The organism is bacterium SCSIO 12827 (assembly GCA_024397995.1).
Taxonomy (GTDB): Bacteria; Pseudomonadota; Alphaproteobacteria; order Rhodospirillales; family Casp-alpha2; genus UBA1479.
The window spans coordinates 3,263,138-3,289,100 of sequence record CP073746.1 but is presented as its reverse complement, the minus strand read 5'-3'; the positions used below and the strand labels follow the sequence as shown (position 1 = coordinate 3,289,100).

Genomic DNA, 25,963 nt, shown 5'->3' with positions numbered 1-25,963 from the left:
ATAGATACCCCGGACGGGCGCGTGAATACAGGGGCCTCTGGCCGGGCCAACGACGAAAAAAAGCCGGGCTCTTGGGGAGAGCCCGGCTTTAAGTTCGGCTGGTGCCGATTAAGGGGACCAGAGAGGGGGGTCTCTGGTTAATAGACGAGGAGGTCTATGGTTCTTATTTAGCCCCCGATTGGGGCGAGATTATGTCCCCAATGTGATCTTTTCTTGTGCCTGCCAAAGGCCTGAAATTCCGGGCTTTTCCGAAGGCGCCCCTGACGATATTCTGAATTCCATGGCAAATCCGCGCCCGTTTGGGGGGCTTCGCGCCGCCCCGGCCCTGCTTTTGCTGCTGTTCCTGGCGCCCCTGTTCGCGCGTCCGGCGCTGTCGGCGGAACGCGATGACGCGGCCTTGGTCGCGGCCCTGCGCGCGGGCGGCCATGTCCTCTATTTCCGCCATGCCGCCACGGACTGGGCCCAGAACGATCAGGTGCGGCAGGCCGGCGACTGGCAAAGCTGTGACGGCGCCCGGATGCGCCAACTGTCGGACACGGGGCGGATGACGGCGCAGTTGATCGGCCTTGCCATCCGCACCCTCGCCATCCCGGTCGGCGAGATCCTGTCCTCGGAATACTGCCGCACGGCGGAAACCGCCCACCTGATGAGCCTGGGCGCTGTGCGCACGACGACGGAAATCATGAACCTGCGGTCCCAGCAATTCGTCGGCGGCCATGACGCGGCGGTCAAGAACGCGCGCGCCCATTTCACCCGCCCCCTACCGCCCGGCACCAACCGGGTCATCGTCGGCCACGGCAACCTGATGCGCGCCGCCACGGGCCAGTACACGGACGAGGCCGGGGCCGTGGTGCTCCGCCCGGACCCCGGCGCGGACCTGGGCTTCGCGTTCATCGCCCTGGTCACGCCGCAGGACTGGCTGCGGCTGGCGGAGGATTTTGGGGGTGGGAAGTGAGGTTTATTTCCAACCCAAGGCGGACTTTTTGTACTCAGACGGTACTCACCTGACAGATTGGCCCGCGTCAAACATTGCCGCATCAAGTACGAACGTTTCTCGCATTCCATCGGCTGTCATAGATGTTGAAAGAAGATCTCTTTGTATCAGTGATTCAATTGCGGCCATATTCAAAGGCGAATTATTCACTTGTGCCCAAGTGACGACACAGCCGCCTTGTTCAACAAAATACTGAACCACGGCTTTCTCATCCGAGCTCATTTGATCATAACGGTATTTTGCTTCTTCCCTTTCGGCACCGCGTATTTTTCTTCGCATGGCCTTCTCGTGCAGACCGGAGGCAATCAAACGCACGATCGGAAATGATATAATTGAAGAAAATGCGGCAATCACCCAATCGCCATAAGAAAGATAGACACCTAGGCCAATAACCCCGGCCAGCGTCGTTGCGATGCTTCGCCCGAAATCAGTTTCAATGTAAATCCGTTCGGCTAATTTCTCGACGGCGTTCATCCTAAAGCCCTAACGCTTCTATGCCCGGCGGGGCGACCGAGCTTCTGGTTTGACTCTTACGCTGCCGCACCCCGCCGATCATCGATCACCTTGCCGTCGTTGGGCAGGCTGCCCGGCGGCACGAATTCGACGCCGCCCTTGAGCTTGCAGGTCGCCTGGATGGTGTCGGCGAGGGCGGCGGCGAGGGCGTCCGGGGCGGGCGGGGTGGTCTCGCACATCAGGGTCATGACGTCGGTGCCGTCCCGGCGGTCCACCACCATGCGGGCGCGGGCGATTTCCGGGTGGCGTTTCAGGATGTCGGCGATCTGGCGCGGGTGGATGAACATGCCCTTGACCTTGGCCGCCTGGTCGGCGCGGCCCATCCAGCCCTTGATGCGGGTGTTGGTGCGCCCGCAGGGGCTGACCCCCGCCATCACCGCCGACATGTCGCCGGTGGCGAAACGGATCAAGGGGTAGTCGGCATTGAACGGCGTGGTCAGGAGAACCTCGCCGACCTGGCCCGGTTCGACCGGCTCACCCGTGCCGGGGGTGACGATTTCCAGGATCAGGCCTTCTTCAAGGACCAGGCCTTCGCGGGCGGTTGATTCATAGGCGATCAGGCCGATGTCTGCCGAGGCATAGATGTTGTAGGCGTCGATCCCGGCGGCCGCGCAGGCGGCGCGCTGATCGGGCAGAAAGGGTTCCCCGCCGACGGCGGCCTTGGCGAGCGACGACACGTCCGCCCCCGTTTCGGCGGCCTTGTCGAGCAGAAGCTTGAGGAACGACGGCGTGCCGCAATAGGCCGTGGGGCGGATGTGTTCGATGGCGCGTACCTGTAGTTCCGTATTGCCGACGCCGGCGGGCACCACGGCGCAATTGATGGCCTGGGCGCCGCTGTCGACCATCAGCCCGGCCGGGGTCAGGTGATAGGAAAAGCTGTTGTGAAGAACGTCGCCCGCGCGCATCCCGGCGGCATACAGCCCGCGCGCCATGCGCCACCAGTCCGCCCCCTGACCGTCGGCGTCGTAGGTCGGCCCCGGGCTTTGATAGATATGGCGAAGCCGGCCGTCGGGCACGGTCGTCAGGCCGCCCAGGGTATGGCCCGGCGCCTGCCGGTCGACCAGTTCCGATTTGCGGGTCACGGGCAGTTTGGCCAGTGCCGCGCGGTCGATGATCCCGGCCGGGTCGATGTCGGACAGGACTTCGCGGTAATAGGGGGCCTTCGCCTTGGCCTGGGCCAGCCGCGCCCGCAGCGCCTCGAACAGGGTCGCCTCGCGGGCCTCGGCCGTCCGGGTTTCCTGGTCATCGTAATGGGGGTTGTCGGGCATGGTCGGTCTCTCGTTGTTGGCTGCACGCAAATGCGTCGTCGCAATCCGTGCCGGATTGCCCGGGATTTGCGTCAGAGCCAGCGCTTGCGGCGGCGGTAGTGTTTGACGTCGCGAAAGCTTTTGCGGCCTTCCCCGGCCAGGCCGAGATAGAATTCCTTCACATCCGGGTTTTCCCGCAGGCCCGCCGCGTCCCCGTCCATGACCACGCGGCCGTTTTCCAGGATATAGCCGTAATCGGCGTATTTCAGCGCGATCATGGTGTTCTGTTCGGCGAGCAGGATGGACACGCCCTCCTGCTCGTTCAGCGCCTTCACGATCTCGAAAATTTCCTCGACCAGCTGCGGGGCCAGGCCCATGGAGGGCTCGTCCAGCAGGATGGTGTTGGGGTTGGCCATCAGCGCACGGCCGATGGCGGTCATCTGCTGTTCGCCGCCGGAGGTATAGCCCGCCTGCGAGGTGCGGCGTTCCTTCAGGCGCGGGAAATAGTGGTAGACCTTCTCCAGACTTTCGGCGACGGCGGCGGCGCCGTCGCGGCGGGTATACGCACCCGTCATCAGATTGTCTTCGACGGTCAGATGTTCGAAGCAATGGCGGCCTTCCATGACCTGGATGACGCCGCGCTTGACCAGTTCGTTGGGCGTCAGGCTGTCGACGCGTTCGCCGCGGAACAGAATCTCGCCCTTGGTAACCTCGCCGCGTTCGGCCCCCAAAAGGTTGGAAATGGCCTTCAGCGTCGTCGTCTTGCCGGCGCCGTTGGCCCCGAGGAGGGCGACGATGCCCCCCTCGGGAACCTCAAGCGATACCCCCTTCAACACCAGGATCACATGGTCGTAGATGACCTCGATGTTGTTGACCACGAGCGGTGACGTCTGGGCGGCCGCCTCGGTCTTGCGTTCAACAGCCTGTGCCATGAACCTCGCCTTTCGTGTTCTGCCCGGGGACCCGTCGCAACCGCTTAGTTGCAGTTGCGGGGGGTGATGTTGTTTTCCTTCGCGTAGGCTGCGGCATCGGCCTCCACGAGGGGGCGGACGATGTCGCGCATCGGCGTCAGCCATTCACTGGCATAGGACCATTTGGCGCCGTCCCATTTCTGGATGATCACCGGCCCCATGGTTTCATGGTCTTCGCAGGTGATCTTGAGCGGGCTGACCATCCCCTTGAACCCGAGCTTGTCCAGGGTTTCCTGGGTGATGTTCAGGTTTTCCAGGCCCCAACGGACCTGTTCGCCGGTCAGGGATTTGTTGCCGAATTTGGCCTGGGCCGTGCGCACGGCTTCGGTGGCGAACATGGCGTTGACGACGCCACGGTTGTACAGAACCTCGCCGACCTTGTTTTCCTTGGCCGCCGCCGCATCACCGCCGTAGATATGCTTGATGATGTCGGCATGAACGCCGAAGTCAGACCCCGCGCCATGGAAGGTGGTTGACAGGTAGCCCTTGGCGCCGTCGCCGGCGGGCACCACATCGGCGTCCGAACCGGACCACCAGTTGCCGACGAACTGATCCATGGGATAGCGGATGTTGCCGGCTTCCTTGATCGCGACCTGATTCATGACGCCCCAACCGGACATGAAGATGAAGTCCGGCTTGATGCGGCGGATTTGCCGCCACTGCGATGCCTGTTCCTGGCCGGGATGGTCGACCGGGACCAGGGTCAGTTTGAAGCCGTAGCGTTCGGCCAGAACCTCAAGGGTGGGGTTGGCTTCCTTGCCATAGGCGGAGTTGTGGTGCAGGTGGACGATCTTCTTGCCGGCCAGCTTGTCGTATCCGCCGACCCGGCGGGAGAAGTACTTGATGACCGCCGATGCCTGCGACCAATAGGTGGCGGGCGGGTTGAAGACCCATTCAAACACCCGTCCGTCGGCCGCCGAGGTGCGGCCGTAACCCATGGAGAGGATCGGGATCTTGTCGACGCTGGCCTTCGGGATCAGCTGATAGGTGATGCCCGTCGAATAGGGATTGAACAGCGAGGCCCCCGTCGGGCCGTTGCCCTTCAGCTTCTCGTAGCATTCGACGCCCAGGTTGGTCTTGTACTGGGTTTCGCATTCTTCGAAGGTCACGGTGACGCCGTTGATGCCGCCGTCGCGCTTGTTAAGCAGGGTGTAGTAGTCGCGGAATCCGTTGGCGACGGGAATGCCGGACGGTGCATAGGCACCGGTGCGGTAGACCAGCATGGGAAAGAATTGTTCGTCGGCCTTGGCGGCCTCCGCCGCGGCGAAGGTGCCGAGGCAAACCACGGCGCCTGCCGTGGCCAATACCAGTTTACGGAACTTCATGGTTGTGTCTCCCAGTTGCGGACGCCCCGGTTATTGTGGGGCTTGGTCCTTTTGATTGTCCTTCGGGTTGTGCACGGCCGGGCAAGGGGCCCAGCGCGCACAATCCGGTTTCCAACATCGCTTGTTATTGGTCTTGGCGGCAGTCGCGCCGCGTCACTTCAAAAAACCTTCGGGCCGTCCCGTCAGTACGGGAACGGCCATTTCCTGAGCTTCTCGCGCAAAATCTGCCACAACCGGGCGAAGCCTTCCGGCTCGACGATCAGGAAAAACACGATCATCACGCCGAAGATGATTTCCTCCAGGTGCTTCTGCAAAGCCGTGGAAATATCCAGGCCGACCATGGGCGGAAAATTGGTCAGGAAGATCGGCACCAGAATGATGAACGCGGCCCCCATGATGGAGCCGCCGATCGACCCCAGGCCGCCGATGATGATCATGAACAGCACGCGGAACGACACGTTGGCCAGGTCAAAGGCCTCCGTCTCCGCCGAGCCGAGCCAGCAGAAAATCATCAAGGCCCCCGCCACGCCGCAATAGAACGACGAAATGGCAAAGGCCATAAGCTTGGTCTGCAGCGGGCGGATGCCGATGATTTCGGCGGCGATGTCCATATCGCGGATTGCCATCCAGTTACGCCCGATGCGTCCGCGCACCAAATTTTTCGCGAACCAGGCGAAGACGATCAGGAAGGTCAGGCAGACGATATAGCGGGCCTCGGGCGAGGCCGAGGGTCCGGTGATCAGCACCCCGAAAAGTTCGCGCGGCGGTGCCGTGATCGTGCCCGACGGGTTGTTGTTGTAGAACCAGCCGACCTTGTTGAACAGCCACAGGATGAAGAACTGGGCGGCCAGGGTCGCGACGGCCAGATAAAAGCCCTTGATGCGCAGACTGGGCAGGCCGAACACCACGCCGACGGCGGCGGCACAGCCACCCGACAGCAGGATGGCGACGATGATGTTCATGCCTTCGATGTTGGTCGTCAGCTTGTAGCAGGCATAGGCGCCGACGGCGGCGAAGGCCCCGGTGCCGAGCGAGACCTGCCCCGCGTAGCCCATCAGGATGTTCAACCCGATCGCCATCAGGGCGAATACCAGGAACTGGATGAAGATCGCCTGCAGCCAGTATTCGTCGGCGACGAACGGCACCGCATAGGCGGCAAGGATCAGCAGGATCACGGCGACCTTGTCCTGGAGCACCGGGAAAACGGCCTGGTCGTCCTGGTAGGTGGTCTTGAACTGGCCGGCTTCTCTGTAAAACATCTGTCCGGTTCCTTCCTACACGCGCTCGATGATTTTCTCGCCGAACAGTCCCTGGGGCCGGAACACCAGGAACGCGAGGGCGAGCATGTAGGCGAACCAGTTTTCGATGGCGCCGCCGAGGGCCGGGCCCCAGAACCCTTCCGCCACCTTTTCGCCGACGCCGATGATCAGGCCGCCGACGATGGCGCCGGGAACCGAGGTGAACCCGCCCAGGATCAGCACCGGCAGGGCCTTCAGCGCGATCAGCGACAGCGAGAACTGCACCCCCGACTTGGCCCCCCAGACGATGCCGGCGACCAATGCCACGAGGCCGGCGATGGTCCACACGGCGATCCAGATGGTCTTCAAGGGAATGCCCACGGATAGGGCCGCCTGATGATCGTCGGCGACGGCGCGGAGTGCCCGGCCCATGGGGGTTTTCTGAAAGAACACGGCAAGCGTGATCACCAGGAGTGCGCCGATGAAGGCGGCGGTCACGTCGAAGGTGTTGAGTAATACCTTGCCGCCGAGAATGTCGAACGGCTGGTCCGGGATGCCGATCTCAAGGCGTTTGACGTCCGATCCCCACACCAGCTGGCCCGTGCCTTCGAGGATAAAGTTGAGGCCGATCGTCGCCATGAACAGGATCAGGCCTTCCTGGTTGACGAGATGGCGCAACATGAAGCGTTCGACCAGGAAGGCGAGCCCGACCATGGTGGCGACGCTGAGGATCAGCGCCGCCCACAGCGGCAGGCCGTGTTCCATCAGGCCGACCAGGGTCAAGGCCGCGAACAGAACCATCGCCCCCTGGGCGAAGTTGAACATGCCGGATGCCTTGAAGATCAGCACGAAGCCCAGCGCGACCAGGGAATAGAGAACGCCCGTGGACAGGCCGACCAGCACCAGTTCGATGAAATAGTACGGGCTTTCCCATATCTCGATGAACGGGGTGACTAGGATCGATTCGAGAAATTCCATAAGTGTCGTTCCCCCCGCGCCCTAGTCGTGGCTGACGCCCAGATAGGCGTCGATCACGTCTTGGTTGCGCTTGACCTCGTCCGGCGTGCCGGCGGCCAGTTTCTTGCCGTAGTCCAGCACCACGACCCGATCGGATATGTCCATGACCACGCTCATGTCGTGCTCGATCAGAACGATGGTGGTGCCGTATTCGTCATTCACGTCGAGGATGTAGCGGACCATGTCCTCCTTCTCCTCGTGGTTCATGCCGGCCATCGGCTCGTCGAGCAGCAGCAGGTCCGGTTCGGCGGCCAGCGCCCGACCCAGTTCGACCCGCTTTTGCAGGCCGTAGGGCAGGCGGCCCACGGGCGTCTTGCGGATTGCCTCGATCTCCAGAAAGTCGATGACCTCTTCCGCCTTGGCGCGATGTTCAAGTTCTTCCCGCAGCGCCGGGCCGTAATAAAGCGCCTGCCAGAACAGGTTGCGTTTCATCTTCAGCCCGCGCCCGGTCATGATGTTGTCGAGCGTCGACATGCCCTTGAACAGGGCGATGTTCTGGAAGGTGCGGGCGATGCCTTCCTCGGCCGCCTCATAGGGCTTGGCCGTGTCGCGGCGCTTGCCCTTGTAGGTGATGGCCCCTTCCTGCGGGTGGTAAAAGCCGTTGATGCAGTTCAGCATGGACGATTTGCCGGCCCCGTTGGGCCCGATGATGGCGAGGATTTCATGTTCGCGCACGTCGAACGACACGTTGTCGAGCGCGCGCACACCGCCGAACGACAGCGACACGTTCTCCACCTTCATGATGACGTCGCCGATCACGCGTCCGGTGGGTGTCTGGGGGCCGTCCGGCATTTAGGTTCCTTTCGCTCCTATGCGCCGCGGGTGCCGCTCATGCTGCCGCCTGTGCCGCGCCGGGTGGGATCACCTTGGCATCGCGGATTTTCAGATCGGCGTGGATGGTGTCCGTGCGGCCGTCTTCGAAGGTCACGGTCGCGGTGACCTCGCAATGGTCCTGGTCCGAATAAAGGGCGGCGATCAGGTCGCCGTAGCGTTCGGTGATGACACTGCGCCGAACCTTGCGGGTGCGCGTCAACTCGCCATCGTCGGCGTCCAGTTCCTTGTGTAGGATCAGGAACCGCTTGATCTGCGATCCCGCCAGCTTGTCGTCCTGGGCCAGGTCGGCGTTGACCTTGTCGACGCAGTCGGCGATCAACTCCAGAACCTCGGGCCGGCCGGCCAGGTCCGTATAACCCGTATAGGCAAGCCCCCGGCGCTCGGCCCAGTTGCCGACCGCTTCCAGATCCATGTTGATGAACGCCGCGACATAATCCCGACCGTCGCCGAAGGTCACGGCCTCGGATACGAAGGGGAAGAACTTCAATTTGTTTTCCAGGTATTTGGGTGCGAACAGCGTGCCGTCGGTCAGCTTGCCCACGTCCTTGGCTCGGTCGATAATCTTAAGATGTCCGTCGGCGTCCAGGAACCCGGCATCGCCGGTATGGACCCAGCCGTCGGCGGTCTTGGTCTCGGCCGTGGCGTCGTCGTCCTTGTAATAGGCATGGAACACGCCGGGGCTTTTAAACAGGACCTCGCCCGTATCGGCGACCCGGATGTCGACCCCGGGGGCCGGCACGCCCACGGAATCGGAGCGGATGTCGCCGTTGGGTTGGATGGTGATGAACACCGAGGCCTCGGTCGAGCCGTACAGCTGCTTCAAGTTCAGGCCAAGCGAGCGGTAGAAATCGAAGATGTCGGGGCCGATGGCCTCACCCGCCGTATAACCGAGCCGCATGCGCGTCAGACCCAGTACGTTCTTGAGCGGCCCATAGACCAGGAATTCACCCAGCCGGTATTTCACGCGGTCCGTGAAGGGGACCGGTTTGCCGTCCAGGATATCGCGCCCGACCCGGCCGGCCAGGTCCATAAAATAATGGAACATGCGCTGTTTCCAGGGGGCGGCGTCCTCGATCCGGATCATCACTGTGGTCAGGATGTTTTCGAAGATGCGCGGCGGTGCGAAGAAATAGGTCGGGCCGATTTCACGCAGATCCTCCAGCACCGTTTCCGCACTTTCCGGGCAGGCGACGCAGAACCCGTGGGTGAAGGCCTGGGCGACCGAGAAGATGTGGTCGCCGACCCAGGCCATGGGCAGATAGGCAAGCATCTCGTCGGCGTCCGTCAGGCCTTCCCAGTCGGCGGCGTTGCGCGCCGTCTGGATCAGATTGTCGGCGCTTAACATGACGCCCTTGGGCCGGCCCGTGGTGCCCGAGGTATAGACCATGATGGCAAGGTCCGCGCCCGCGCCTTTGGCGACCTCGCCGTCATAGAAGTCGGGGGTGGCTGCGTCGAATTCGCGGCCCTTGTCCTGCACGTCGGCGTACAGGTGGAGGAAATCCTGCGTGTAATGACGCATACCGCGGGGGAAATGGTAGATGATCGTTTCCAGCAAGGGCAGGCGGGCCTTGATCTCCAGCAGCTTGTCGACCTGCTCTTGATTCTCGACCACGGCGAAACGGCATTCCGCATGCGCCAGCACGTACTGCATCTCGTCGGCGACGGAATCCTGATAGATCGGCACCGGCACGCCGCCCACGGCCTGGGCCGCGGGCATGGACCAGTACAGATGAGGCCGGTTGTCGCCGATGATGGCCAACCGGTCGCCCCGTTTGAATCCCAACGCCGCCAGGCCACAGGCGAGTGCGCGGACCTCGTCGGCGACCTCGGACCATGTCCAGGTCTGCCAGATCCCGTAATCTTTTTCGCGGCTTGCGGGTTTGCCCCCCCGGATGCGCGCGTTCGCGGCCAACAGTTTGGGAAAAGTGTCTAGGCCCGCCGCATGATCGCCGGACATCGATGTCTCCCTGTAAATCCTCAGCCTTCTTAAGTCAGATGTGCTTTAGGATTTTTTTATGGTCGACGCCTCTTGCCGAGCGCTATGGGGAAATAGGATGCAGATTGCCCCGAAAGACGCAAGCCGAAATGTCCCGGCGCTGAACAAGCATGTATGAACTTTCGCAGTTGACGCCACGTCATCATACGGTCCGACGGGGCCGATGCGGGGACAATCATCCCCGTTGACGACGTGCTGATCATCGCATGCGATGGATATGAAGAAAGGGAAGGTGCCGCTGAGCCTAGTGCGCCGGCGGCAGCGCCGAATTCAGGGAGCGCCCGGTGAGATGCGTTTCAGGACGTCGACGCATCCCACCGGGCCGCAAGCTCCCATTCTAATTCTCGGCCAATAACGGTGCCGCGAACTTGACCGATATTTACGCCAGCGGCGGCGTGAACTTGGTCAGGTTGATGCCATCCACCGCGGACTTGTACTCGTCAACGCTGGGTGTCCGCCCGAGGATTGTCGACAACACCACGACCGGTGTCGACGCCAGCAGCGACTCCCCTTTCTTTTCATTGGAGTCCGCCACAACCCGGCCCTGGAACAGGCGGGTCGACGTCGCCATGACCGTATCGCCCTTTTCCGCTTTTTCCTGGTTGCCCATGCAAAGGTTGCAACCGGGACGCTCCAGATAAAGGGTGTTTTCGTATGACTTACGCGCCTCGGTCTTGGGTGACGTGTCGTCGAATTCGAACCCGGCGTATTTTTGCAGGATTTCCCAGTCGCCTTCCGCCTTCAACTCATCGACGATGTTGTAGGTCGGCGGTGCGACAACCAGCGGCGCGTTGAACTCGATCTTGCCGTTGGCCTTTTCCAGGTTCCGGAACATTTGCGCGACGATGTTCAGGTCACCTTTGTGCACCATGCAGGAACCGACGAAGCCCAAATCGACTTTCTTGTTGCCGCCGTAATAGGAAATCGGGCGGATGGTGTCGTGCGTATAGCGTTTCGCGACATCGATGTTGTCGACGTCGGGGTCGGCGATCATCGGCTCGTTGATCTGGTCCAGATCAACGACGACTTCCGCATGGTATTTGGCGTTGTCGTCCGGACGCAGCGCGGGCTGCTCTCCGGATTTGATTTGCGCGATGCGTTTGTCCGCCTTGTCGATCAGCCCCTGAAGCATCCCAGACGGGATTTCCATGCCCTTGTCGATCATGATCTGGATGCGGGACTTGGCGATTTCCAGGGACTCGATCAGGGTTTCATCATTGGAAATACAGATCGACGCCTTGGCCTTCATCTCGGCGGTCCAGTCGGTGAAGGTGAAGGCCTGGTCCGCCAGCAGCGTGCCGATGTGGACTTCGATGATGCGGCCCTGGAAAACGTTTTCCCCGTCGAACTGGGCCAGCATCTGGGCCTGGGTCGCGTGGACCACGTCCCGGAAGTCCATGTGGTCGGCCATCTTGCCTTTGAAGGTCACTTTAACGGATTCAGGAACGGTGATGTTCGCCATGCCCAAGGCCAGCGCCAGCGCAACGGTGCCCGAGTCGGCCCCGAAAGCGACGCCTTTGGACATCCGGGTGTGCGAATCTCCGCCGATGATGATCGCCCGGTCGTCGACGGTGATGTCGTTCAGGACCTTGTGGATGACGTCCGTCATGGCCGGGTAGACGCCTTTCGGGTCGCGGCCGGTAACCAGCCCGAACTTGTTCATGAAGGCCATGAGCTTGGGCGTATTGGCCTGCGCTTTACTGTCCCACACGGACGCCGTGTGACAGCCGGACTGGTAGGCGCCGTCCAGAACCGGGGAGATCACGGTCGCGGCCATGGCCTCCAGTTCCTGAACGGTCATCGGGCCGGTCGTGTCCTGGGAGCCGACGATGTTGACCTTCACCATGGCGTCGGAACCCGCGTGCAGAACGGTTCCTTCCGGAACGCCCACGGCATTGTTGTTGAAGATTTTCTCGACCGCCGTCAGACCCTGGCCCGGGTGGGAAACCACCTTGGCGGGCGCGAACACCGGTTTCGGTTCCACGCCCAGCGTTTCGGCGGCGAAGATCTGGAGTTTCTTGCCGAAGTCGATGGCATAGGAGCCGCCGGCCTTCATGAACTCAATCGATTGCGGTGAGAAGGCCTTCGAAACGTCGGCCAATTCTTCGGTGCCGTCTTCGTTCAGGAGCTTCTTGGCTTTCGTGTCGATGGTCAGGGTCGTGCCCGTGGCGACGGAGTATTTTTCCTCCAGCACGGGGCTGCCGTCGTTGTTGATGATGGCATTGCCGTCCGAGTCCACTTTTTTGACCCAGTTCTTAAGGTCCACGCCGATGCCGCCGGTGACGCCCACCGTGGTCTGGAAGATCGGCGAAATACCGTTGGTGCCGGCAACGATCGGCGCGATGTTGACGAACGGCACGTAGGGGCTGGCCTGCTCCCCCATCCACAACGCCACGTTGTTGATCCCGGACATGCGCGACGAGCCGACGCCCATGGTGCCTTTCTCGGCGATCAGCATCAGGCGCTTGCCTGGATGCTGAAGTTTGAGCGCCTGGATCTCTTTCTGGGCTTTTTCCGAAATGAAGCTTTTGCCGTGCAGTTCCCGGTCGGCGCGGGAATGCGCCTCGGCGCCCGGGGACATCAGGTCGGTGGAGATATCACCTTCCGCCGCGACGTAGGTCACGACGTCGATTTTGTCCTCAATCTCCGGCAACTTGGTGAAGAATTCGGCATCGGCGTAGCTTTGCAGGATGTCCTTGGCAATCGGGTTTCCGGCCTTGTAGGCAGCCTGCAGGCGGTCCGTGTCCGCGTCGTATAGGAAGACCTGCGTTTTCAGAACGTCGGCCGCGGCCTTGGCGATGTCGGCATCGTCGCCCAGCGCCAAATCCAGCAGCACCTCGACCGACGGCCCGCCCTTCATGTGCGAGAGAAGCTCGAATGCGAAGTCCCGCGTGATCTCCTTGACGTCGGCCTGGCCGAGAATGATCTCTTTCAGGAAGGCCGCCTTGACGCCGGCGGCGCTCGTCGTTCCCGGCAACGTGTTGTAAATAAAGAACTTCAGCGAGTCTTCCCGATGCGCGTTCCCGGTGTCCTTGATCTGCGCGATCAGTTCTTCGACAAGCGCGCCGTCTTCGATCGGTTTCGGATGCAAATCCTGCTTTTTACGTTCTGCGATTTCGGCCAAATAATCCGTGTACAAGCTCATGATTGCTCCGCGATACTGGGTGTTCTCGACAAATGAACGGCGGATCGAGTAGACGATCTCGCCGAAATAACGCCGGGGATGGTTTAGTTTAGCCTAGTTCGGCTTGCAAGGTGAATCCAATCGCTTGATATGCTAGGGTTTAGTTCGGTTTCATTCCGAATCAGCGGTCGTGCCGGGATCAGACGAAAACGAAGCGGTTGGCTTGGAAAATTCTCCTTATCTCTCTGCTTGCGTGATCATACGTCAACGCCAGTCGAAACCTTCATCGCAGAGGGTTCCTGATAAGGGGCGCGGATTAGCCCACCGCCCTTGCGTGAGCGTGAAGAGCTGTCCGCTTCCTGGTTGACCTGGCTCACGGGGCACCATAGCTATAGACAGAAGGGGGATTAGTGCTAAGTCCAGCATGCGCAAATCATGCGCCAGCGCCAAGCGGAGGTTCCCCATATGTCCATCACCGGCCAAGATACCCTTAAAACCCGCCGCACCCTCTCGGTCGGCGGCAAAGAATACGATTATTTCTCTCTGGAAGCGGCGGAAGCGGCCGGCATCGGCGCCGTCGGACGGCTGCCGTTCTCGCTGAAGGTATTGCTGGAAAACCTGTTGCGCCGCGAGAATGGCCGCACGGTGACGGTCGATGACGTGAAGGCGGTGGCCAAATGGCTGGACACCCGCAAATCGGACCACGAAATCGCCTATGGCCCGGCCCGCGTGCTGATGCAGGATTTCACCGGCGTTCCCGCCGTGGTCGATCTGGCGTCCATGCGGGATGCCATGAACACCCTGGGCGGCGACCCGTCCAAGATCAATCCGCTCAGCCCCGTCGATCTGGTCATCGACCATTCCCTGATGATCGACAATGCCGGCACCCCGACCGCGTTCGTGGAGAACGTGGCGCTGGAGTTCGAGCGCAACCAGGAACGCTATGAATTCCTGAAATGGGGGCAGGGTGCCTTCGACAATTTCCGCGTGGTGCCGCCGGGCACGGGCATCTGCCATCAGGTCAATCTGGAATATCTGGCCCAGGTCGTCTGGACGACCGAGGTCGACGGCAAGACGGTCGCCTATCCGGACACCTGCGTCGGCACGGACAGCCACACCACCATGGTCAACGGCCTGTCGGTTCTCGGCTGGGGTGTCGGCGGCATCGAGGCCGAGGCCGTGATGCTGGGCCAGCCCGTGTCCATGCTGATCCCCGAAGTCGTCGGCTTCAAGCTGACCGGGGCCTTGGCCGAAGGCATGACCGCCACGGATCTGGTACTCACGGTCACGGAAATGCTGCGCAAGAAGGGCGTGGTCGGCAAGTTCGTCGAATTCTACGGCGACGGCCTGGATCACCTGTCCCTTGCCGATCAGGCGACCATCGCCAACATGGCCCCGGAATACGGCGCCACCTGCGGGTTCTTCCCGGTGACCCAGGCAACTCTCGATTACCTGACCTTCACCGGCCGCGATGCTGATCGCGTTGCCCTGGTCGAAGCCTATGCCAAGGCCCAGGGCATGTGGCGTGATTCGTCGACGCCGGACCCGATCTATACGGACACCCTGGAACTGGACATCAGCACCGTCGTGCCGTCCCTGGCCGGCCCGAAACGGCCGCAGGACCGCATCAAGCTGACAGACGCCGCGTCGTCCTTCAAAGACAACTTCAAGGAAATCTCGGCCGGTCGCGACACGCAGAAAACCATCCACGTGCCGCATTGTGATTTCGACCTGTCCGACGGCGCCATCGTCATCGCCGCCATCACCAGCTGCACCAACACGTCGAACCCGGCGGTGATGGTCGCCGCCGGCCTGGTCGCCAAGGCGGCCAACGAACGGGGTTTGACCAAGAAGCCCTGGGTCAAGACGTCGCTCGCCCCCGGCAGCCAAGTCGTCACCGACTATCTGAACGCAGGCGGGTTGACCGAACATCTGGATGCCATCGGCTACAACCTTGCCGGCTACGGCTGCGGCAGCTGCATCGGCAACTCCGGCCCTCTGCCGGGAGACATCCAAGATGTGATTGCGGAACAAAACCTGTGCGTTGCCGCCGTGCTGTCCGGCAACCGCAATTTCGAAGGCCGGGTGCATCCCTTGACCCGCGCCAACTATCTGGCCTCGCCGCCGCTGGTCGTCGCCTATGCACTTGCCGGCAACATCAACATCGACCTGCTGAAAGACCCGATCGGCCAGGACCGCGACGGCAAGGACGTCTATCTGAAGGACATCTGGCCGTCGAACGCCGAGGTCAAGAAGGTCATGGATTCTTGCGTGACGCCGGAAATGTTCCGTGCGCGTTATGCCAACGTGCTGGACGGCGACGCGAACTGGAAGGCGATCAAGACCACCAAGTCGCTGACCTACAACTGGAACCCAGGTTCGACCTACGTTCAGCACCCGCCGTTCTTCGAAGACATCTCCCTCGACGACGAAGGCAAGGCCGAAGACATCATCGGCGCCCGCCCGATCGCGCTCCTGGGCCAGTCGGTGACCACCGACCACATCTCGCCCGCCGGCAACATCAAGGAAGACAGTCCGGCCGGGACCTATTTGATGGAGCATCAGGTGCGCCCGATGGACTTCAACTCTTATGGCTCCCGCCGCGGCAATCACGAAGTCATGATGCGCGGCACCTTCGCCAACATCCGCATCAAGAACGAGATGGCGCCGGGCACGGAAGGCGGTTTCACCACCCTGCAGCCGACCGGCGAAACGACGACGATCTACGAGGCCGCCATGGGCTACAAGGCCATGGGCATTCCGCTGGTCGTCATCGGCGGGGCAGAATACGGCACGGGATCATCCCGCGACTGGGCGGCCAAGGGCACGCGCCTTCTGGGCATCCAGGCGGTGATCGTCGAAAGTTTCGAGCGCATCCATCGCTCCAACCTGGTGGGCATGGGCGTGTTGCCGCTGCAGTTCCCCTCGGGCGTGACGCGGCAGACGCTGAAACTCGACGGTTCGGAAACCTATGACGTGGTCGGGCTCAACGCCGGCATCACGCCGCGCATGACCCTGACCTTGAAGATCCACCGCAAGGACGGCACGACGGAAGAAGTGCCGGTGCTGTGCCGCATCGATACCGTTGACGAGGTCGATTACTTCCTCGCCGGCGGCATCCTGCAGTACGTGCTGAAGCGCCTCGCCGCTTAAGGGTTCGATCCTTCGAACAGAGAAGGCCGGCCCGATTGGGCCGGCCTTTTTCGTATGGCGGGGGCATCAAATTGCCGTGCGACCTTCACCGGCCTGTCATCCCCGGTTCATCTTGCAAATCTATGGTCCCGGCAAGCGGCGATGGCGGCCGGACCCGGGGGGACGCGGGGATGCGGGACGCCTGACGCCGATCTCAAACCCCTGTGCGGCCAATGAGGAGTCCCACGCGATGAACGAAGTGGCAATGATGTCCCGGTATTACCTGAACCCCCGGCGCGAACCGCAGATGGACGATGTCCTGAGCGATCCCCTGGTCCATCTGGTCATGGCGCGTGATGGCGTGACCCTGGACGACATGCGCGACGTGGTGTCGTCAGCGCGCGCGCGTCTTTTGTTCCGCCAGATGCTTGCGGCGGAAAGTTCCTTCTAAAACTCCCCTGGGAACACGGCCCTGCGGCCCGGCGGGAAAACCGCCGGGCCGTCGGTCGTTCGGTCTTAGGCCAAGCCCTTGGCCATCAGGTTGCTGAGCCGTTTGGCGAAGGCCTGGGAGTCGATCACCGGCTCGCCTTCCAGGATGCGCGCCTGATCGAGCAGCAGGAAGGCCGCGTCGTCGAGGGCCGGGTCCTTGGCGTTCTTGTCCTCCGCCAGTTTGGCCAGCTTGGTGACCAGGGCGTGATCCGGGTTGAGTTCCAGAATGCGCGGCGACAGGTTCCGCCCGTCCAGTTGCTTGTGCTGTTTCAGAAGGCGTTCCAGGTTGATGTCCATGTCGCCGTCGTCGGCGACCAAGCAGACCGCGCTGTCGGTCAGGCGTTCCGACGGGCGCACGTCCTTGACCTTGTCGCCCAGCGCCACCTTGAACGCGGCGATCAGCTGATCCATGCCGGGCTTCTGGGCGTCATCCTTGGATTTGTCCGCATCGTCCTTGGCCGCGTCCGTATCGGCGTCCTTGCCCTTGGCGATCTTGGCCAGGTCGGCGCCGCCCCGGGTTGCCGATTTGAAGGCTTTTTCCTGGAACGCGCCGACATGGGACAGCCAGAATTCATCGACCGGGTCGGTCATCAGCAGGACCTCGACCCCCTTGGCCTTGAAGCCTTCCAGTTGCGGGCTGGCGAGGGCCGCTTCCGGGTCTTCGCCGGAGATATAGAAGATCGCGTCTTGGCCGTCCTTCATGGCGGCGACGTAGTCGGCCAGGCTGATCCAGCCGTCGCGTTCCGAGCTTCTGAAGCGGGCAAGCTCCAAAATCTTCTCGCGGTTGTCGCCGTCTTCGTACAGGCCTTCCTTCAGCACGGGGCCGAAGGTTTCCCAGAATTTTTGATAGTCCTCGGGCTTTTTCTCCGCCGACTTCTTCAGTTCGCCGAAGATGCGCTTGGTCAGACCCTGGGAGATTTTCGCGACCACGGGATTGTGCTGCATCATTTCGCGGCTGACGTTGAGCGCCAGGTCTTCCGAGTCCACGACCCCCTTCACGAACCGGAGGTAAGGCGGCAAAAGTCCCTCGCAGTTGTCGGTGATGAACACCCGTTTGACGTACAGCTTCACCTGTCCCGCGCGGTCCGGGTTGAACAGGTCGAACGGCCGCATGGAGGGAATGAACAGCAGGTTGGTATAGCTGACCACGCCTTCGACCCGGTTGTGCAGGGTCATCCAGGGGTCGTCGAAGGCATGGGCCGCGTGGTGGTAGAACTCCGTGTACTGTTCGTCCGTCACGTCCTTCTTGTCGCGAGTCCAGATCGCCGACGCCGTGTTCAGGGTTTTTTCCGCGGCGTCCTTGCCGTCGCCGGCCAGAACGATGGAAATGCCGATATGGTCTGAATAGGTCCGCACGATGTGTTCGATGCGGGCAGGTTCCAGATATTCCTTTTCGTCTTTCTTCAGATGCACGATGACGTCGGTGCCGCGGGTATCGCGCGCCGCATCCTCGATGGTGAACTGGCCGCGCCCGTCGGATGCCCATTTGAAGGCCGTGTCGGTGCCGGCCTTGCGGGTCACGACTTCGACCAAATCAGCGACCATGAAGGTGGAATAGAAGCCGACGCCGAACTGACCGATCAGCGATACGGCCTTGTCCTTGTCTTTCTTGCTGTCACCGGAAAGTCCTTCGACGAAAGCCTGCGTGCCCGACCGCGCGATGGTACCCAGGATGCCGGTCAACTCGTCCTTGTCCATGCCGACACCGTTGTCGGAAACGGTCAGCGTCTTGGCTTTCTCATCCAGCGAAAGCGTGATGCGAAAGCCGGGATCGCCCTCGATCAGCTTGGGTTCGGTCAGCGCCCGGTAGCGCAACTTGTCGCAGGCGTCGGACGCATTGGAAATCAGCTCGCGAAGGAAGATTTCCTTCTGGCTGTACAGCGAGTGGGCGACGATATCGAGAAGCTTGCCCACTTCCGCCTGAAAGGCATGGGTTTCGACTTTGGTTTCCGTGGTCATGGCGCATTTACCCCCAATTCGTGGTCGCGGGGCGCCGGTTTCGGCGCGTCTTGCTCTTGGAGGGCGAGATATGTGACGCTGGGCCGAAGTTTGCAACCCCCGAAGGCGGCGGCACCATGGCGGAACACGATTCCTTCGCGGAAAAGCACCGGCGCCTGCTGGACGAAATCGCACAAGATGCCCGCGACACGGCATTCTGGACCGGGCGCAAAGCTTTTTCAGACAGAACCATGGCGGCCATGGCCGCCGTACCCCGCCATGAATTCATGCGGGATGGGGACGAAGTCGTGGCCTATATCAACCGCCCGCAGCCGATCGGCCACGGCCAGACCATTTCCCAGCCTTATATCGTGGCATTGATGACCGACCTGTTGGATCTCGACGGCACGGAAAAGGTGCTGGAGATCGGCACCGGGTCCGGCTATCAGGCGGCCGTGCTGGCCCATGCCGCGGCCCGGGTATTCACGATCGAGGTCGTCGAGGAATTGGGCCGGGCGGCGGCGGACCGGCTCAAGGACCTGCATTACGGGAACGTGTTCGTGCGCATCGGCGACGGCTATCAAGGCTGGCCCGAGGAAGCGCCCTTCGACGCAATCATCGTGACGGCGGCGCCGGAGCGAATCCCCGAAGCGTTGCTCACCCAGTTGCGCCCCGGCGGGCGCATGATCGTTCCCATCGGCCGCGCCCATGACCGCCAGACCCTGACCCTGGTGGTCAAGGGCGCGGACGGCAAGGTCACCGTCGACAGCGTCCTGCCCGTCGCCTTCGTGCCCATGGTGAAGGGAAAACAGCCGGACTAACGCTCTTGCGCCGGGCCGCCGACGGGGCGACATTTAATGCACCATGGAACTTTCCACACAGCGCCAGCGCATCATCGCCGTCCTTGGCCCGACCAATACGGGGAAGACCCATCTGGCGATGGACCGCCTGCTGGCCTATCCGTCCGGCATCATCGCCTTTCCCCTGCGTCTGCTGGCGCGGGAAAATTACGACCGCGCGGTTAAGCAGAAAGGCAAGGGCCAGGTCGCGCTGATCACCGGCGAGGAAAAGATCCTGCCCGAAGGGGCGCGCTATTTCCTGTGCACGGTCGAGGCCATGCCGCTCGACCGGCCGGTCGATTTTCTTGCCGTCGACGAAATCCAGATGTGCGCCGATCCGGACCGGGGGCATATGTTCACGGAACGGCTGCTGAAGGCGCGGGGACGGTTCGAGACCATGTTTCTGGGGGCGGAGACCGTGCGCCCGCTGATCCAACAACTGGTGCCCGATGCCGAATTCATGACCCGCCCACGCATGAGCGTCCTGCGTCATTCGGGGCACAAGAAAGTTACCCGCCTGCCGCCGCGCTCCGCCGTCGTCGCTTTCTCTGCGGCTCAGGTCTACGGCCTGGCCGAACTGGTGCGCCGGCAGCGGGGGGGTGCTGCCGTGGTGCTGGGGGCGCTCAGCCCGCGCACCCGCAACGCCCAGGTCGCGATGTATCAGGCGGGCGAGGTCGATTACCTGGTCGCCACCGACGCCATCGGCATGGGCCTCAACATGGACATCGACCATGTCGCCTTCGCCGGGATTTCCAAATTCGACGGCCGCCATCGCCGCAACCTGGCGCCGGCCGAACTGGCGCAGATCGCCGGGCGCGCCGGGCGCGCCATGAACGACGGCACCTTCGGCACGACGGCGGATCAACGGCCTCTCGACCCGGACCTGGCCGAAGCCATCGAAGGCCACAAATTCGATCCCCTGACCAAAATCTACTGGCGCAACGGCGACCTGGATTTCGCCTCGGTCCATGCATTGAGGCACACCTTGACTCGCCCGGCGCCCAAGGGCGGGTTGATCCGCGCCCGCGCGGCGGAGGATGAACAGGCCCTGACCCTGTTGCTGCGCGACGAGACGGTGCAGGATCGGGCGGTCACGCCCGAGGCCGTGCGCCTGTTGTGGGATGTCTGCCAGGTGCCTGATTTCCAGGGCGTGATGACCGACGCCCATGCCAACCTGCTGGCGACCATTTACAAATATCTGACTGGCCCCGAAGGTCGCCTTCCCGAGGATTGGATGGCCGGCCACGTCAAGCGCCTGGACCGCATGGACGGCGACATCGATGCCCTGACCCAGCGCATCGCCCATATCCGCACCTGGACTTATGTGTCGTTCCACGGTGATTGGCTCGGCGATGCGCTGCATTGGCAGAACCGCACCCGCGCCATCGAGGACCGGCTTTCTGATGCCCTGCACGACCGCCTGACCCAGCGCTTCGTCGACAAAAGCACGGCGCATCTGATGATGAAGTTGAAGGACACGCCGGATCTGATGGCCGCCGTTACGGTATCGGGCGACGTGGTGGTCGAGGGCCATCCCGTGGGCCATCTGAAAGGCTTCCTGTTCGACGCCGGCGGGGCCGGGGGGGATGCCGCCGGAAAGGCCATCGCGGCGGCGGCGGGCCGGGCGCTGAAGGGCGAATTCCGTCGCCGGGTCCAGGCCTTGGAGCAGGCCGCCGATAAGGATATCGCGCTGGCGCCGCTTGACGGTCCTGATGCGGGAACGATCCTGTGGGATGGTGTTCCGGTCGGGCGGCTGATCAAGGGTGAGGCCCTGTTGCGGCCCGCCGTGCGGGTGACGGCGTCGGACCTGTTGGACGCCCAGGGCCGCGACCGGGTTGCCCGGCGGTTGGAACGCTGGATCGCGGATCATCTGGCAAGCCTGTTTCGTGATCTTCTTGCCCTCGACAAGGCGGTCCTCACAGGCCCGGCCAAGGGCCTGGCGTTCCGTCTGCGCGAACCCCATGGCTCGCTGCCCCGCGCGGCGGTCGACGATCAATTGGCCCTGATCGTCAAGGAGGTGCGGCGCGATCTGCGTGCCGCCGGCATCCGCATCGGCCGCGAAACGGTATTCCTGCCGGCCCTGGTGCGCCCGGCGCCGGCGTCCATGCGGGGGTTCCTGTGGTGTTTGGCCGAGGGACGCCGGCCCGTGCCGCCGCCCCTGCCGGGCCGGGTGTCCCTGCCCGCCGGGCGCTTGCCCGGGAACTATTGGGAACAGGTCGGGTTCCGGCGGTTCGGCAAGGTCGCATTGCGCATCGACATGGTGGAACGTATCGCCGCCAAGGCCTGGGAGATGGCCAAGGAGGGCGGCAAGGCCGGGTTCGAGATTTCGCCGGACCTGTTGTCCCTGGCCGGCTGCACCGCCGCCGACATGGCGCAGATTCTCCGGGGCCTTGGCTTCAAGGGCCGGGAGGTCGAGGGTGTCCTGCGGTTCCGCCCGGCGGCGCGCCGGGACGCGCACAACGCGCCCGGCGGCGGTAAGGCCAAAGGCCGGGCGAAAACGAAAACCCCGGCACCGCCGGCTGCGCCCAAGGTCGATCCCCATTCCCCCTTCGCCAAGCTGAAGGATCTGGTCCTGTCATGACGGATGGCGGCGGCAATCTGCGCCTGGACAAATGGCTGTGGTTCGCGCGGTTTTTCAAGACCCGGTCGTTGGCGACTAAGTACGTGCAGTCGGGCAAATTGCGGGTCAACACGGCGATCATCGCCAAGCCGCATTATGCCGTGAAGATCGGCGACGTGCTGACCTTTCCCATGCGGGCGGGGGTTAAGGTCGTGAAGGTCCTGGACCTGGGGACGCGGCGCGGCCCGGCACCGGAAGCCCAGGCGTTGTACGAGGATCTGTCACCCCCGCCGCCGGCGAAGGATGCCACCGACATTGACCGGCCGGGCAAGGTCGCCCTGCGGGATGCCGGCAGCGGACGGCCGACCAAGCGTGAGCGGCGGGAAACGGACCGCCTGCGCGGCGAGGACGCGGACGCCTGAGCGCAAAGGTGCCTAGGCCATGCCTGCGCGTTTCTTGAAAATCACCGACAGGTTGTTGGCGGGCATCCGCACCGTTTCGACCAGATGCAGGCCGCGCCCGCGGGCTTCCAGAGCCACGTCGTCCAGGTTGCGCACGCCCCAGTCGGGGTTTTCGGCGCGCAGATTGGCATCGAAACGGGCGTTGCTTTCGGCCGTATGCATGTCGCCCACGGTGAAGGGGCCATACAGGTACAGCACCCCGCCTTCGGGCAGGATGTCCCGGGCGCCGGTCAGCAATCCCAGGCAGGCGGCCCAGGGGGCGATATGGATCATGTTCACGGACATCACCGCCGCCGCATCGGTCACCGGCCAGGGATGGCGGGTCGCGTCAAGGTCGAAGGCCGGCGGCAGATCCAGTCCGGCGTGGCGCGCCCAGGCGTCGATGGAGGCGCGGTACGCCGGGTCCGGGTCCGAGGCCTGCCAGTCCAGACGGGGCAGGGCTTGGGCGAAGGCGGCGATATGCTGGCCAGAGCCGGATCCGATCTCCAGCACCCGGCCTTCGGCCGGGAGCACGCGGGTCAGAACCTCCAGGATCGCGGCCTGGTTGCGGCCGGTCGCGGGAAAATTCAGGCGAGGATCGTCGGGCGATGAGGTCATGGCCCCGAGGTTTAGGAGGGGCAATCGGCGGGGGCAAGGAAAACCCGCAACTTTGCTGTGGTTGAGGGGATCGCCCGTGCGTGCTAACTGACTTTCATGCTTGCCAAATTGAAATCCTGGGCCGACCGCCTTTCCACGGATGCGTCCACGGCCCCCGCAGCCGAGACCCGCGAACTTGAAGCCGCCACGGCCCTGCTGCTGGTCGAGGCGGCGTCCCTTGACGGCGATTTCGACGCCGGCGAGGAAGCGGCGATCCGCAGCCTGTTGACCGAGGAATTCAATCTGGATGACGGTGAGGCCGATACCCTGATCGCCGATGCCAAGACACACGCCGACACCTCGGTCGAATTTTACGGTATGACCCGCACCATCAAGGAGCGCATGGCGCCCGAGGATCGGGCCCGGGTTCTCGAAATGGTCTGGGCCGTGGCCTATGCGGACGGTGAACTTCACGACTTCGAGGCGAGCCTGGCACGCCGGGTTGCCGGGCTTCTGCACGTATCCGACCGCGACAACGGCGCCGCCCGCAAACGCGCCCGGGCGCGCCTTGAGCATGGCGTGGATAGGGCGTAAGTAGATGCCCTTGCCGGTATTTCGCAAACTTATTGCTTGCTTGGCCTAACGGCTTTCTGGATTTATCGAACTCATCGACCTTATGGAGCCCGCAATGACCTATATCGTCACAGAAAACTGCATCAAATGTAAATTCCAGGACTGCGTGGAAGTCTGCCCCGTGGATTGCTTCTACGAAGGTGAAAACTTCCTGGTCATCCATCCCGACGAGTGCATCGACTGCGGCGTTTGCGAGCCCGAATGCCCGGCCGAAGCCATCGTTCCTGATACGGAACCCGGCGTCGAGGACTGGCTGGAGATCAATACCAAGTTCGCGGCCCAATGGCCCAACATCACCTCCAAGGGTGATTGTCCGGCCGATGCCGACGATTGGAACGGCAAGGACGGCAAGAAAGAACTGCTGAGCCCGAATCCCGGCCAAGGTTCCTGATCCGGCACACCCCGCGCGCCCAATGGGCGCGCGGTGCTGTTCGCTTTTAATTCGGGGGGATTCCCGCCGAATGCACGGGATTTGTGCACTTGCGAACCTGAGGGTGGTTTTTACCCACCATTTGTGTTACAGTCGTCAATTGTTGGCCCTAAGGTCTATGTCCCCTCGGAAACGCCCATCTGTCCGTCCGGGGGGATTTTTACGGCCAACATTCGGCCGTGGGATAGGCGCCAAAGCGCCTGCCGGGGAAGACAGTCGCCCGCTTCAGGATTGGATCGGTCAGCGGCCACGGTCAGTGCCGCCGGACGGTTTTTGTACTCTCTGAAGCATGCCGCCGGACCGTAATCGTCAGGGAGAGCGGGCCGTGGCGGGCCTGGGCCGCCCAATGACAAGAAGGGTAATATCGGAGTTGACCTCACCTATGTCCAAACCAGAAGAACTGCAGATCGATACCGGCGACTATGTCGTCTACCCGACGCACGGCGTCGGCAAGGTCATCGGCGTCGAAACCGAAGAAATTGCGGGCCACAAGCTCGATCTTTTCGTCATTTCCTTTGATAAGGACCGGATGACCCTGCGGGTGCCCGTGTCCAAGGCCCCGACCTCGGGCCTGCGCAAGCTGTCGACGCGCAAGATCATGGAAGAGGCGATGACCACCCTCAAAGGCCGGGCGCGTGTCAAACGCACCATGTGGAGCCGCCGGGCCCAGGAATACGAAGCCAAGATCAATTCGGGCAATCCCGTGTCCATTGCCGAGGTCGTGCGCGACCTGCACCGCAATGTGGGCCAGCCTGACCAGTCGTTCTCCGAACGCCAGATCTACGAAGCCGCCCGCGACCGTCTGGCCGCGGAATTGGCGGCCGTCGACAAGACGGACGTGGAAAAAGCGACGGAAAAGCTGGAAAAAGTTCTACGCGCCGCCTGATTTCAGGCAGGGCGTTGCCCGCGCGTCGGGCGACCGTTAAGGCAAACGGCCGGAGTTTCTGATCTCCTCGCGGAGACGGATTCCCGGCCGTTTTCCGTTTCCGGGTGATGCCGGCGGTGAAAAGTCGCGTGCACAGACCAATAAGTTCTCCACCTTTTGACATAAAAAGATATGCTCATTCCGGGGAATGGGGAGAGCTTGCCAGTGATGGAGACGCCACCCGATAGGATAGGGCTTGCCGCCGTCCGCGACCGTGTTGCGGCGTTGACGGATTTGTCCATGGTGCGGGAATTCTGCGATTTCATCATCGCGGGTCTGGACGGTCGTGCGTTGCCGGCATACGAAACCATCGACCTGATGAAGGTCCCGCACCTCGCCCCGCATGTCTTCGTCCACGATTATCGCGGTGGGATCGAGCAAGGCATGCTGGTGAAGTTTTCCGGCACCGCCATCGACGAACATTACGGCAAGGTTCTTCAGGGCCGCTATGTCGAGGACGTCTACACCGGCAGTGACGGCGCCGCGCATTATTTCCCGCTTCATTACCGGGCGATTTCTGAATGTCGTCCGTTTTTCGCCCGCCGCTCGGTCGTGTTCGATCAAGACGGGCCGAGGGAGCGCTTCAAGCAGTCGACGACGCTGTATTTTCCCTGCTCGCCGGATGGCAAGGCCGTCAATTACGGGATCGGTGTGGTTATTTTCGGATCGGTGCGGACAGAAACGGACCCACTCTATCTGATCCTGTGATCAGCCGGGATCG

General features: G+C 62.5%; 21 protein-coding genes. 10 read left to right on the top strand and 11 right to left on the bottom strand.

All coding sequences use genetic code 11. The annotated features are described in order from the left end of the window. Nucleotides 1–280: 280 nt before the first annotated feature. The gene (locus KFF05_15345) at nt 281–955 is read left to right on the top strand and encodes a histidine phosphatase family protein (GenBank protein UTW51268.1); all 675 of its coding nucleotides are present in this window, start codon (nt 281–283) and stop codon (nt 953–955) included. Between the two features lie 45 nt (nt 956–1,000). Here the strand turns inward: KFF05_15345 and KFF05_15340 are convergent, their stop codons facing one another. The 9 genes from KFF05_15340 to KFF05_15300 form a co-directional block, all read right to left on the bottom strand. Then, a complete protein-coding gene (locus KFF05_15340; GenBank protein UTW51267.1) occupies nt 1,001–1,468 on the bottom strand; it encodes a hypothetical protein in 468 nt (155 codons plus the stop codon). A 56-nt stretch (nt 1,469–1,524) separates the two neighbouring features. After that, the gene (locus KFF05_15335; GenBank protein ID UTW51266.1) at nt 1,525–2,775 is read right to left on the bottom strand and encodes an AMP-binding protein; all 1,251 of its coding nucleotides are present in this window, start codon (nt 2,773–2,775) and stop codon (nt 1,525–1,527) included. 71 nt (nt 2,776–2,846) lie between these two features. Then, the gene (locus tag KFF05_15330) at nt 2,847–3,686 is read right to left on the bottom strand and encodes an ABC transporter ATP-binding protein (protein UTW51265.1); all 840 of its coding nucleotides are present in this window, start codon (nt 3,684–3,686) and stop codon (nt 2,847–2,849) included. Between the two features lie 44 nt (nt 3,687–3,730). Beyond that, on the bottom strand, nt 3,731–5,050 hold the full coding sequence (locus KFF05_15325; protein UTW51264.1) for an ABC transporter substrate-binding protein: 1,320 nt from the start codon (nt 5,048–5,050) through the stop codon (nt 3,731–3,733). Between the two features lie 182 nt (nt 5,051–5,232). Continuing rightward, the gene (locus KFF05_15320; GenBank protein UTW51263.1) at nt 5,233–6,309 is read right to left on the bottom strand and encodes a branched-chain amino acid ABC transporter permease; all 1,077 of its coding nucleotides are present in this window, start codon (nt 6,307–6,309) and stop codon (nt 5,233–5,235) included. Between the two features lie 15 nt (nt 6,310–6,324). Further along, a complete protein-coding gene (locus tag KFF05_15315; protein ID UTW51262.1) occupies nt 6,325–7,266 on the bottom strand; it encodes a branched-chain amino acid ABC transporter permease in 942 nt (313 codons plus the stop codon). 21 nt (nt 7,267–7,287) lie between these two features. Further along, nucleotides 7,288–8,097 (bottom strand): ABC transporter ATP-binding protein, encoded by an 810-nt coding sequence (locus KFF05_15310; protein UTW51261.1) that lies wholly within the window; start codon nt 8,095–8,097, stop codon nt 7,288–7,290. Nucleotides 8,098–8,134: 37 nt separating this feature from the next. Then, nucleotides 8,135–10,096 carry an AMP-binding protein gene (locus KFF05_15305; GenBank protein UTW51260.1) on the bottom strand — a complete coding sequence of 654 codons (1,962 nt, stop codon included), beginning with the start codon at nt 10,094–10,096 and terminating at the stop codon, nt 8,135–8,137. A gap of 418 nt (nt 10,097–10,514) precedes the next feature. After that, nucleotides 10,515–13,280, bottom strand: a complete 2,766-nt coding sequence (locus KFF05_15300) for a bifunctional aconitate hydratase 2/2-methylisocitrate dehydratase (protein UTW51259.1) — start codon at nt 13,278–13,280, stop codon at nt 10,515–10,517. 444 nt (nt 13,281–13,724) lie between these two features. On the opposite strand from KFF05_15300, the gene acnA reads away from it, so the two are divergent. Then, complete coding sequence (gene acnA, locus KFF05_15295) at nt 13,725–16,412, top strand: aconitate hydratase AcnA (GenBank protein UTW51258.1); 2,688 nt, start codon at nt 13,725–13,727, stop codon at nt 16,410–16,412. Nucleotides 16,413–16,641: 229 nt separating this feature from the next. Next, nucleotides 16,642–16,842 carry a hypothetical protein gene (locus KFF05_15290; protein ID UTW51257.1) on the top strand — a complete coding sequence of 67 codons (201 nt, stop codon included), beginning with the start codon at nt 16,642–16,644 and terminating at the stop codon, nt 16,840–16,842. 65 nt (nt 16,843–16,907) lie between these two features. Here KFF05_15290 and htpG read toward each other — a convergent pair whose 3' ends face one another. Further along, entirely contained in the window at nt 16,908–18,839 is a 1,932-nt protein-coding gene (htpG, locus tag KFF05_15285; GenBank protein ID UTW51256.1) for a molecular chaperone HtpG, read from the bottom strand. 116 nt (nt 18,840–18,955) lie between these two features. On the opposite strand from htpG, the gene KFF05_15280 reads away from it, so the two are divergent. From KFF05_15280 to KFF05_15270, 3 genes are read left to right on the top strand one after another with little or no spacing between them, the layout of a single operon-like run. Further along, complete coding sequence (locus tag KFF05_15280; GenBank protein ID UTW51255.1) at nt 18,956–19,639, top strand: protein-L-isoaspartate(D-aspartate) O-methyltransferase; 684 nt, start codon at nt 18,956–18,958, stop codon at nt 19,637–19,639. Nucleotides 19,640–19,682: 43 nt separating this feature from the next. Further along, the gene (locus KFF05_15275; GenBank protein ID UTW51254.1) at nt 19,683–22,238 is read left to right on the top strand and encodes a disulfide oxidoreductase; all 2,556 of its coding nucleotides are present in this window, start codon (nt 19,683–19,685) and stop codon (nt 22,236–22,238) included. Further along, nucleotides 22,235–22,639, top strand: coding sequence for an RNA-binding S4 domain-containing protein (locus tag KFF05_15270; GenBank protein UTW51253.1), 405 nt, complete (start codon nt 22,235–22,237; stop codon nt 22,637–22,639). Before KFF05_15275 ends, KFF05_15270 begins: the two co-directional genes overlap by 4 nt. A 12-nt stretch (nt 22,640–22,651) precedes the next feature. Here the strand turns inward: KFF05_15270 and KFF05_15265 are convergent, their stop codons facing one another. Continuing rightward, entirely contained in the window at nt 22,652–23,275 is a 624-nt protein-coding gene (locus KFF05_15265; GenBank protein ID UTW51252.1) for a DUF938 domain-containing protein, read from the bottom strand. Between the two features lie 96 nt (nt 23,276–23,371). Here KFF05_15265 and KFF05_15260 point away from each other — a divergent pair, with 96 nt between their 5' ends. From KFF05_15260 to KFF05_15245, 4 genes are all read left to right on the top strand, one after another. Further along, entirely contained in the window at nt 23,372–23,848 is a 477-nt protein-coding gene (locus tag KFF05_15260) for a TerB family tellurite resistance protein (protein ID UTW51251.1), read from the top strand. Nucleotides 23,849–23,942: 94 nt separating this feature from the next. After that, entirely contained in the window at nt 23,943–24,278 is a 336-nt protein-coding gene (locus KFF05_15255) for a ferredoxin family protein (GenBank protein ID UTW51250.1), read from the top strand. Between the two features lie 421 nt (nt 24,279–24,699). Further along, entirely contained in the window at nt 24,700–25,203 is a 504-nt protein-coding gene (locus tag KFF05_15250) for a CarD family transcriptional regulator (GenBank protein ID UTW51249.1), read from the top strand. Nucleotides 25,204–25,482: 279 nt separating this feature from the next. Beyond that, the gene (locus tag KFF05_15245; protein UTW51248.1) at nt 25,483–25,950 is read left to right on the top strand and encodes a hypothetical protein; all 468 of its coding nucleotides are present in this window, start codon (nt 25,483–25,485) and stop codon (nt 25,948–25,950) included. Nucleotides 25,951–25,963: the final 13 nt, after the last annotated feature.

Bases quoted from the DNA above. Each gene is read 5' to 3' on its own strand.
- KFF05_15345 (UTW51268.1), top strand. From the start codon at position 281: ATGGCAAATCCGCGCCCGTTTGGGGGGCTTCGCGCCGCCCCGGCCCTG.
- KFF05_15340 (UTW51267.1), bottom strand. From the start codon at position 1,468: ATGAACGCCGTCGAGAAATTAGCCGAACGGATTTACATTGAAACTGAT.
- KFF05_15335 (UTW51266.1), bottom strand. From the start codon at position 2,775: ATGCCCGACAACCCCCATTACGATGACCAGGAAACCCGGACGGCCGAG.
- KFF05_15330 (UTW51265.1), bottom strand. From the start codon at position 3,686: ATGGCACAGGCTGTTGAACGCAAGACCGAGGCGGCCGCCCAGACGTCA.
- KFF05_15325 (UTW51264.1), bottom strand. From the start codon at position 5,050: ATGAAGTTCCGTAAACTGGTATTGGCCACGGCAGGCGCCGTGGTTTGC.
- KFF05_15320 (UTW51263.1), bottom strand. From the start codon at position 6,309: ATGTTTTACAGAGAAGCCGGCCAGTTCAAGACCACCTACCAGGACGAC.
- KFF05_15315 (UTW51262.1), bottom strand. From the start codon at position 7,266: ATGGAATTTCTCGAATCGATCCTAGTCACCCCGTTCATCGAGATATGG.
- KFF05_15310 (UTW51261.1), bottom strand. From the start codon at position 8,097: ATGCCGGACGGCCCCCAGACACCCACCGGACGCGTGATCGGCGACGTC.
- KFF05_15305 (UTW51260.1), bottom strand. From the start codon at position 10,096: ATGTCCGGCGATCATGCGGCGGGCCTAGACACTTTTCCCAAACTGTTG.
- KFF05_15300 (UTW51259.1), bottom strand. From the start codon at position 13,280: ATGAGCTTGTACACGGATTATTTGGCCGAAATCGCAGAACGTAAAAAG.
- acnA (UTW51258.1), top strand. From the start codon at position 13,725: ATGTCCATCACCGGCCAAGATACCCTTAAAACCCGCCGCACCCTCTCG.
- KFF05_15290 (UTW51257.1), top strand. From the start codon at position 16,642: ATGAACGAAGTGGCAATGATGTCCCGGTATTACCTGAACCCCCGGCGC.
- htpG (UTW51256.1), bottom strand. From the start codon at position 18,839: ATGACCACGGAAACCAAAGTCGAAACCCATGCCTTTCAGGCGGAAGTG.
- KFF05_15280 (UTW51255.1), top strand. From the start codon at position 18,956: ATGGCGGAACACGATTCCTTCGCGGAAAAGCACCGGCGCCTGCTGGAC.
- KFF05_15275 (UTW51254.1), top strand. From the start codon at position 19,683: ATGGAACTTTCCACACAGCGCCAGCGCATCATCGCCGTCCTTGGCCCG.
- KFF05_15270 (UTW51253.1), top strand. From the start codon at position 22,235: ATGACGGATGGCGGCGGCAATCTGCGCCTGGACAAATGGCTGTGGTTC.
- KFF05_15265 (UTW51252.1), bottom strand. From the start codon at position 23,275: ATGACCTCATCGCCCGACGATCCTCGCCTGAATTTTCCCGCGACCGGC.
- KFF05_15260 (UTW51251.1), top strand. From the start codon at position 23,372: ATGCTTGCCAAATTGAAATCCTGGGCCGACCGCCTTTCCACGGATGCG.
- KFF05_15255 (UTW51250.1), top strand. From the start codon at position 23,943: ATGACCTATATCGTCACAGAAAACTGCATCAAATGTAAATTCCAGGAC.
- KFF05_15250 (UTW51249.1), top strand. From the start codon at position 24,700: ATGTCCAAACCAGAAGAACTGCAGATCGATACCGGCGACTATGTCGTC.
- KFF05_15245 (UTW51248.1), top strand. From the start codon at position 25,483: ATGGTGCGGGAATTCTGCGATTTCATCATCGCGGGTCTGGACGGTCGT.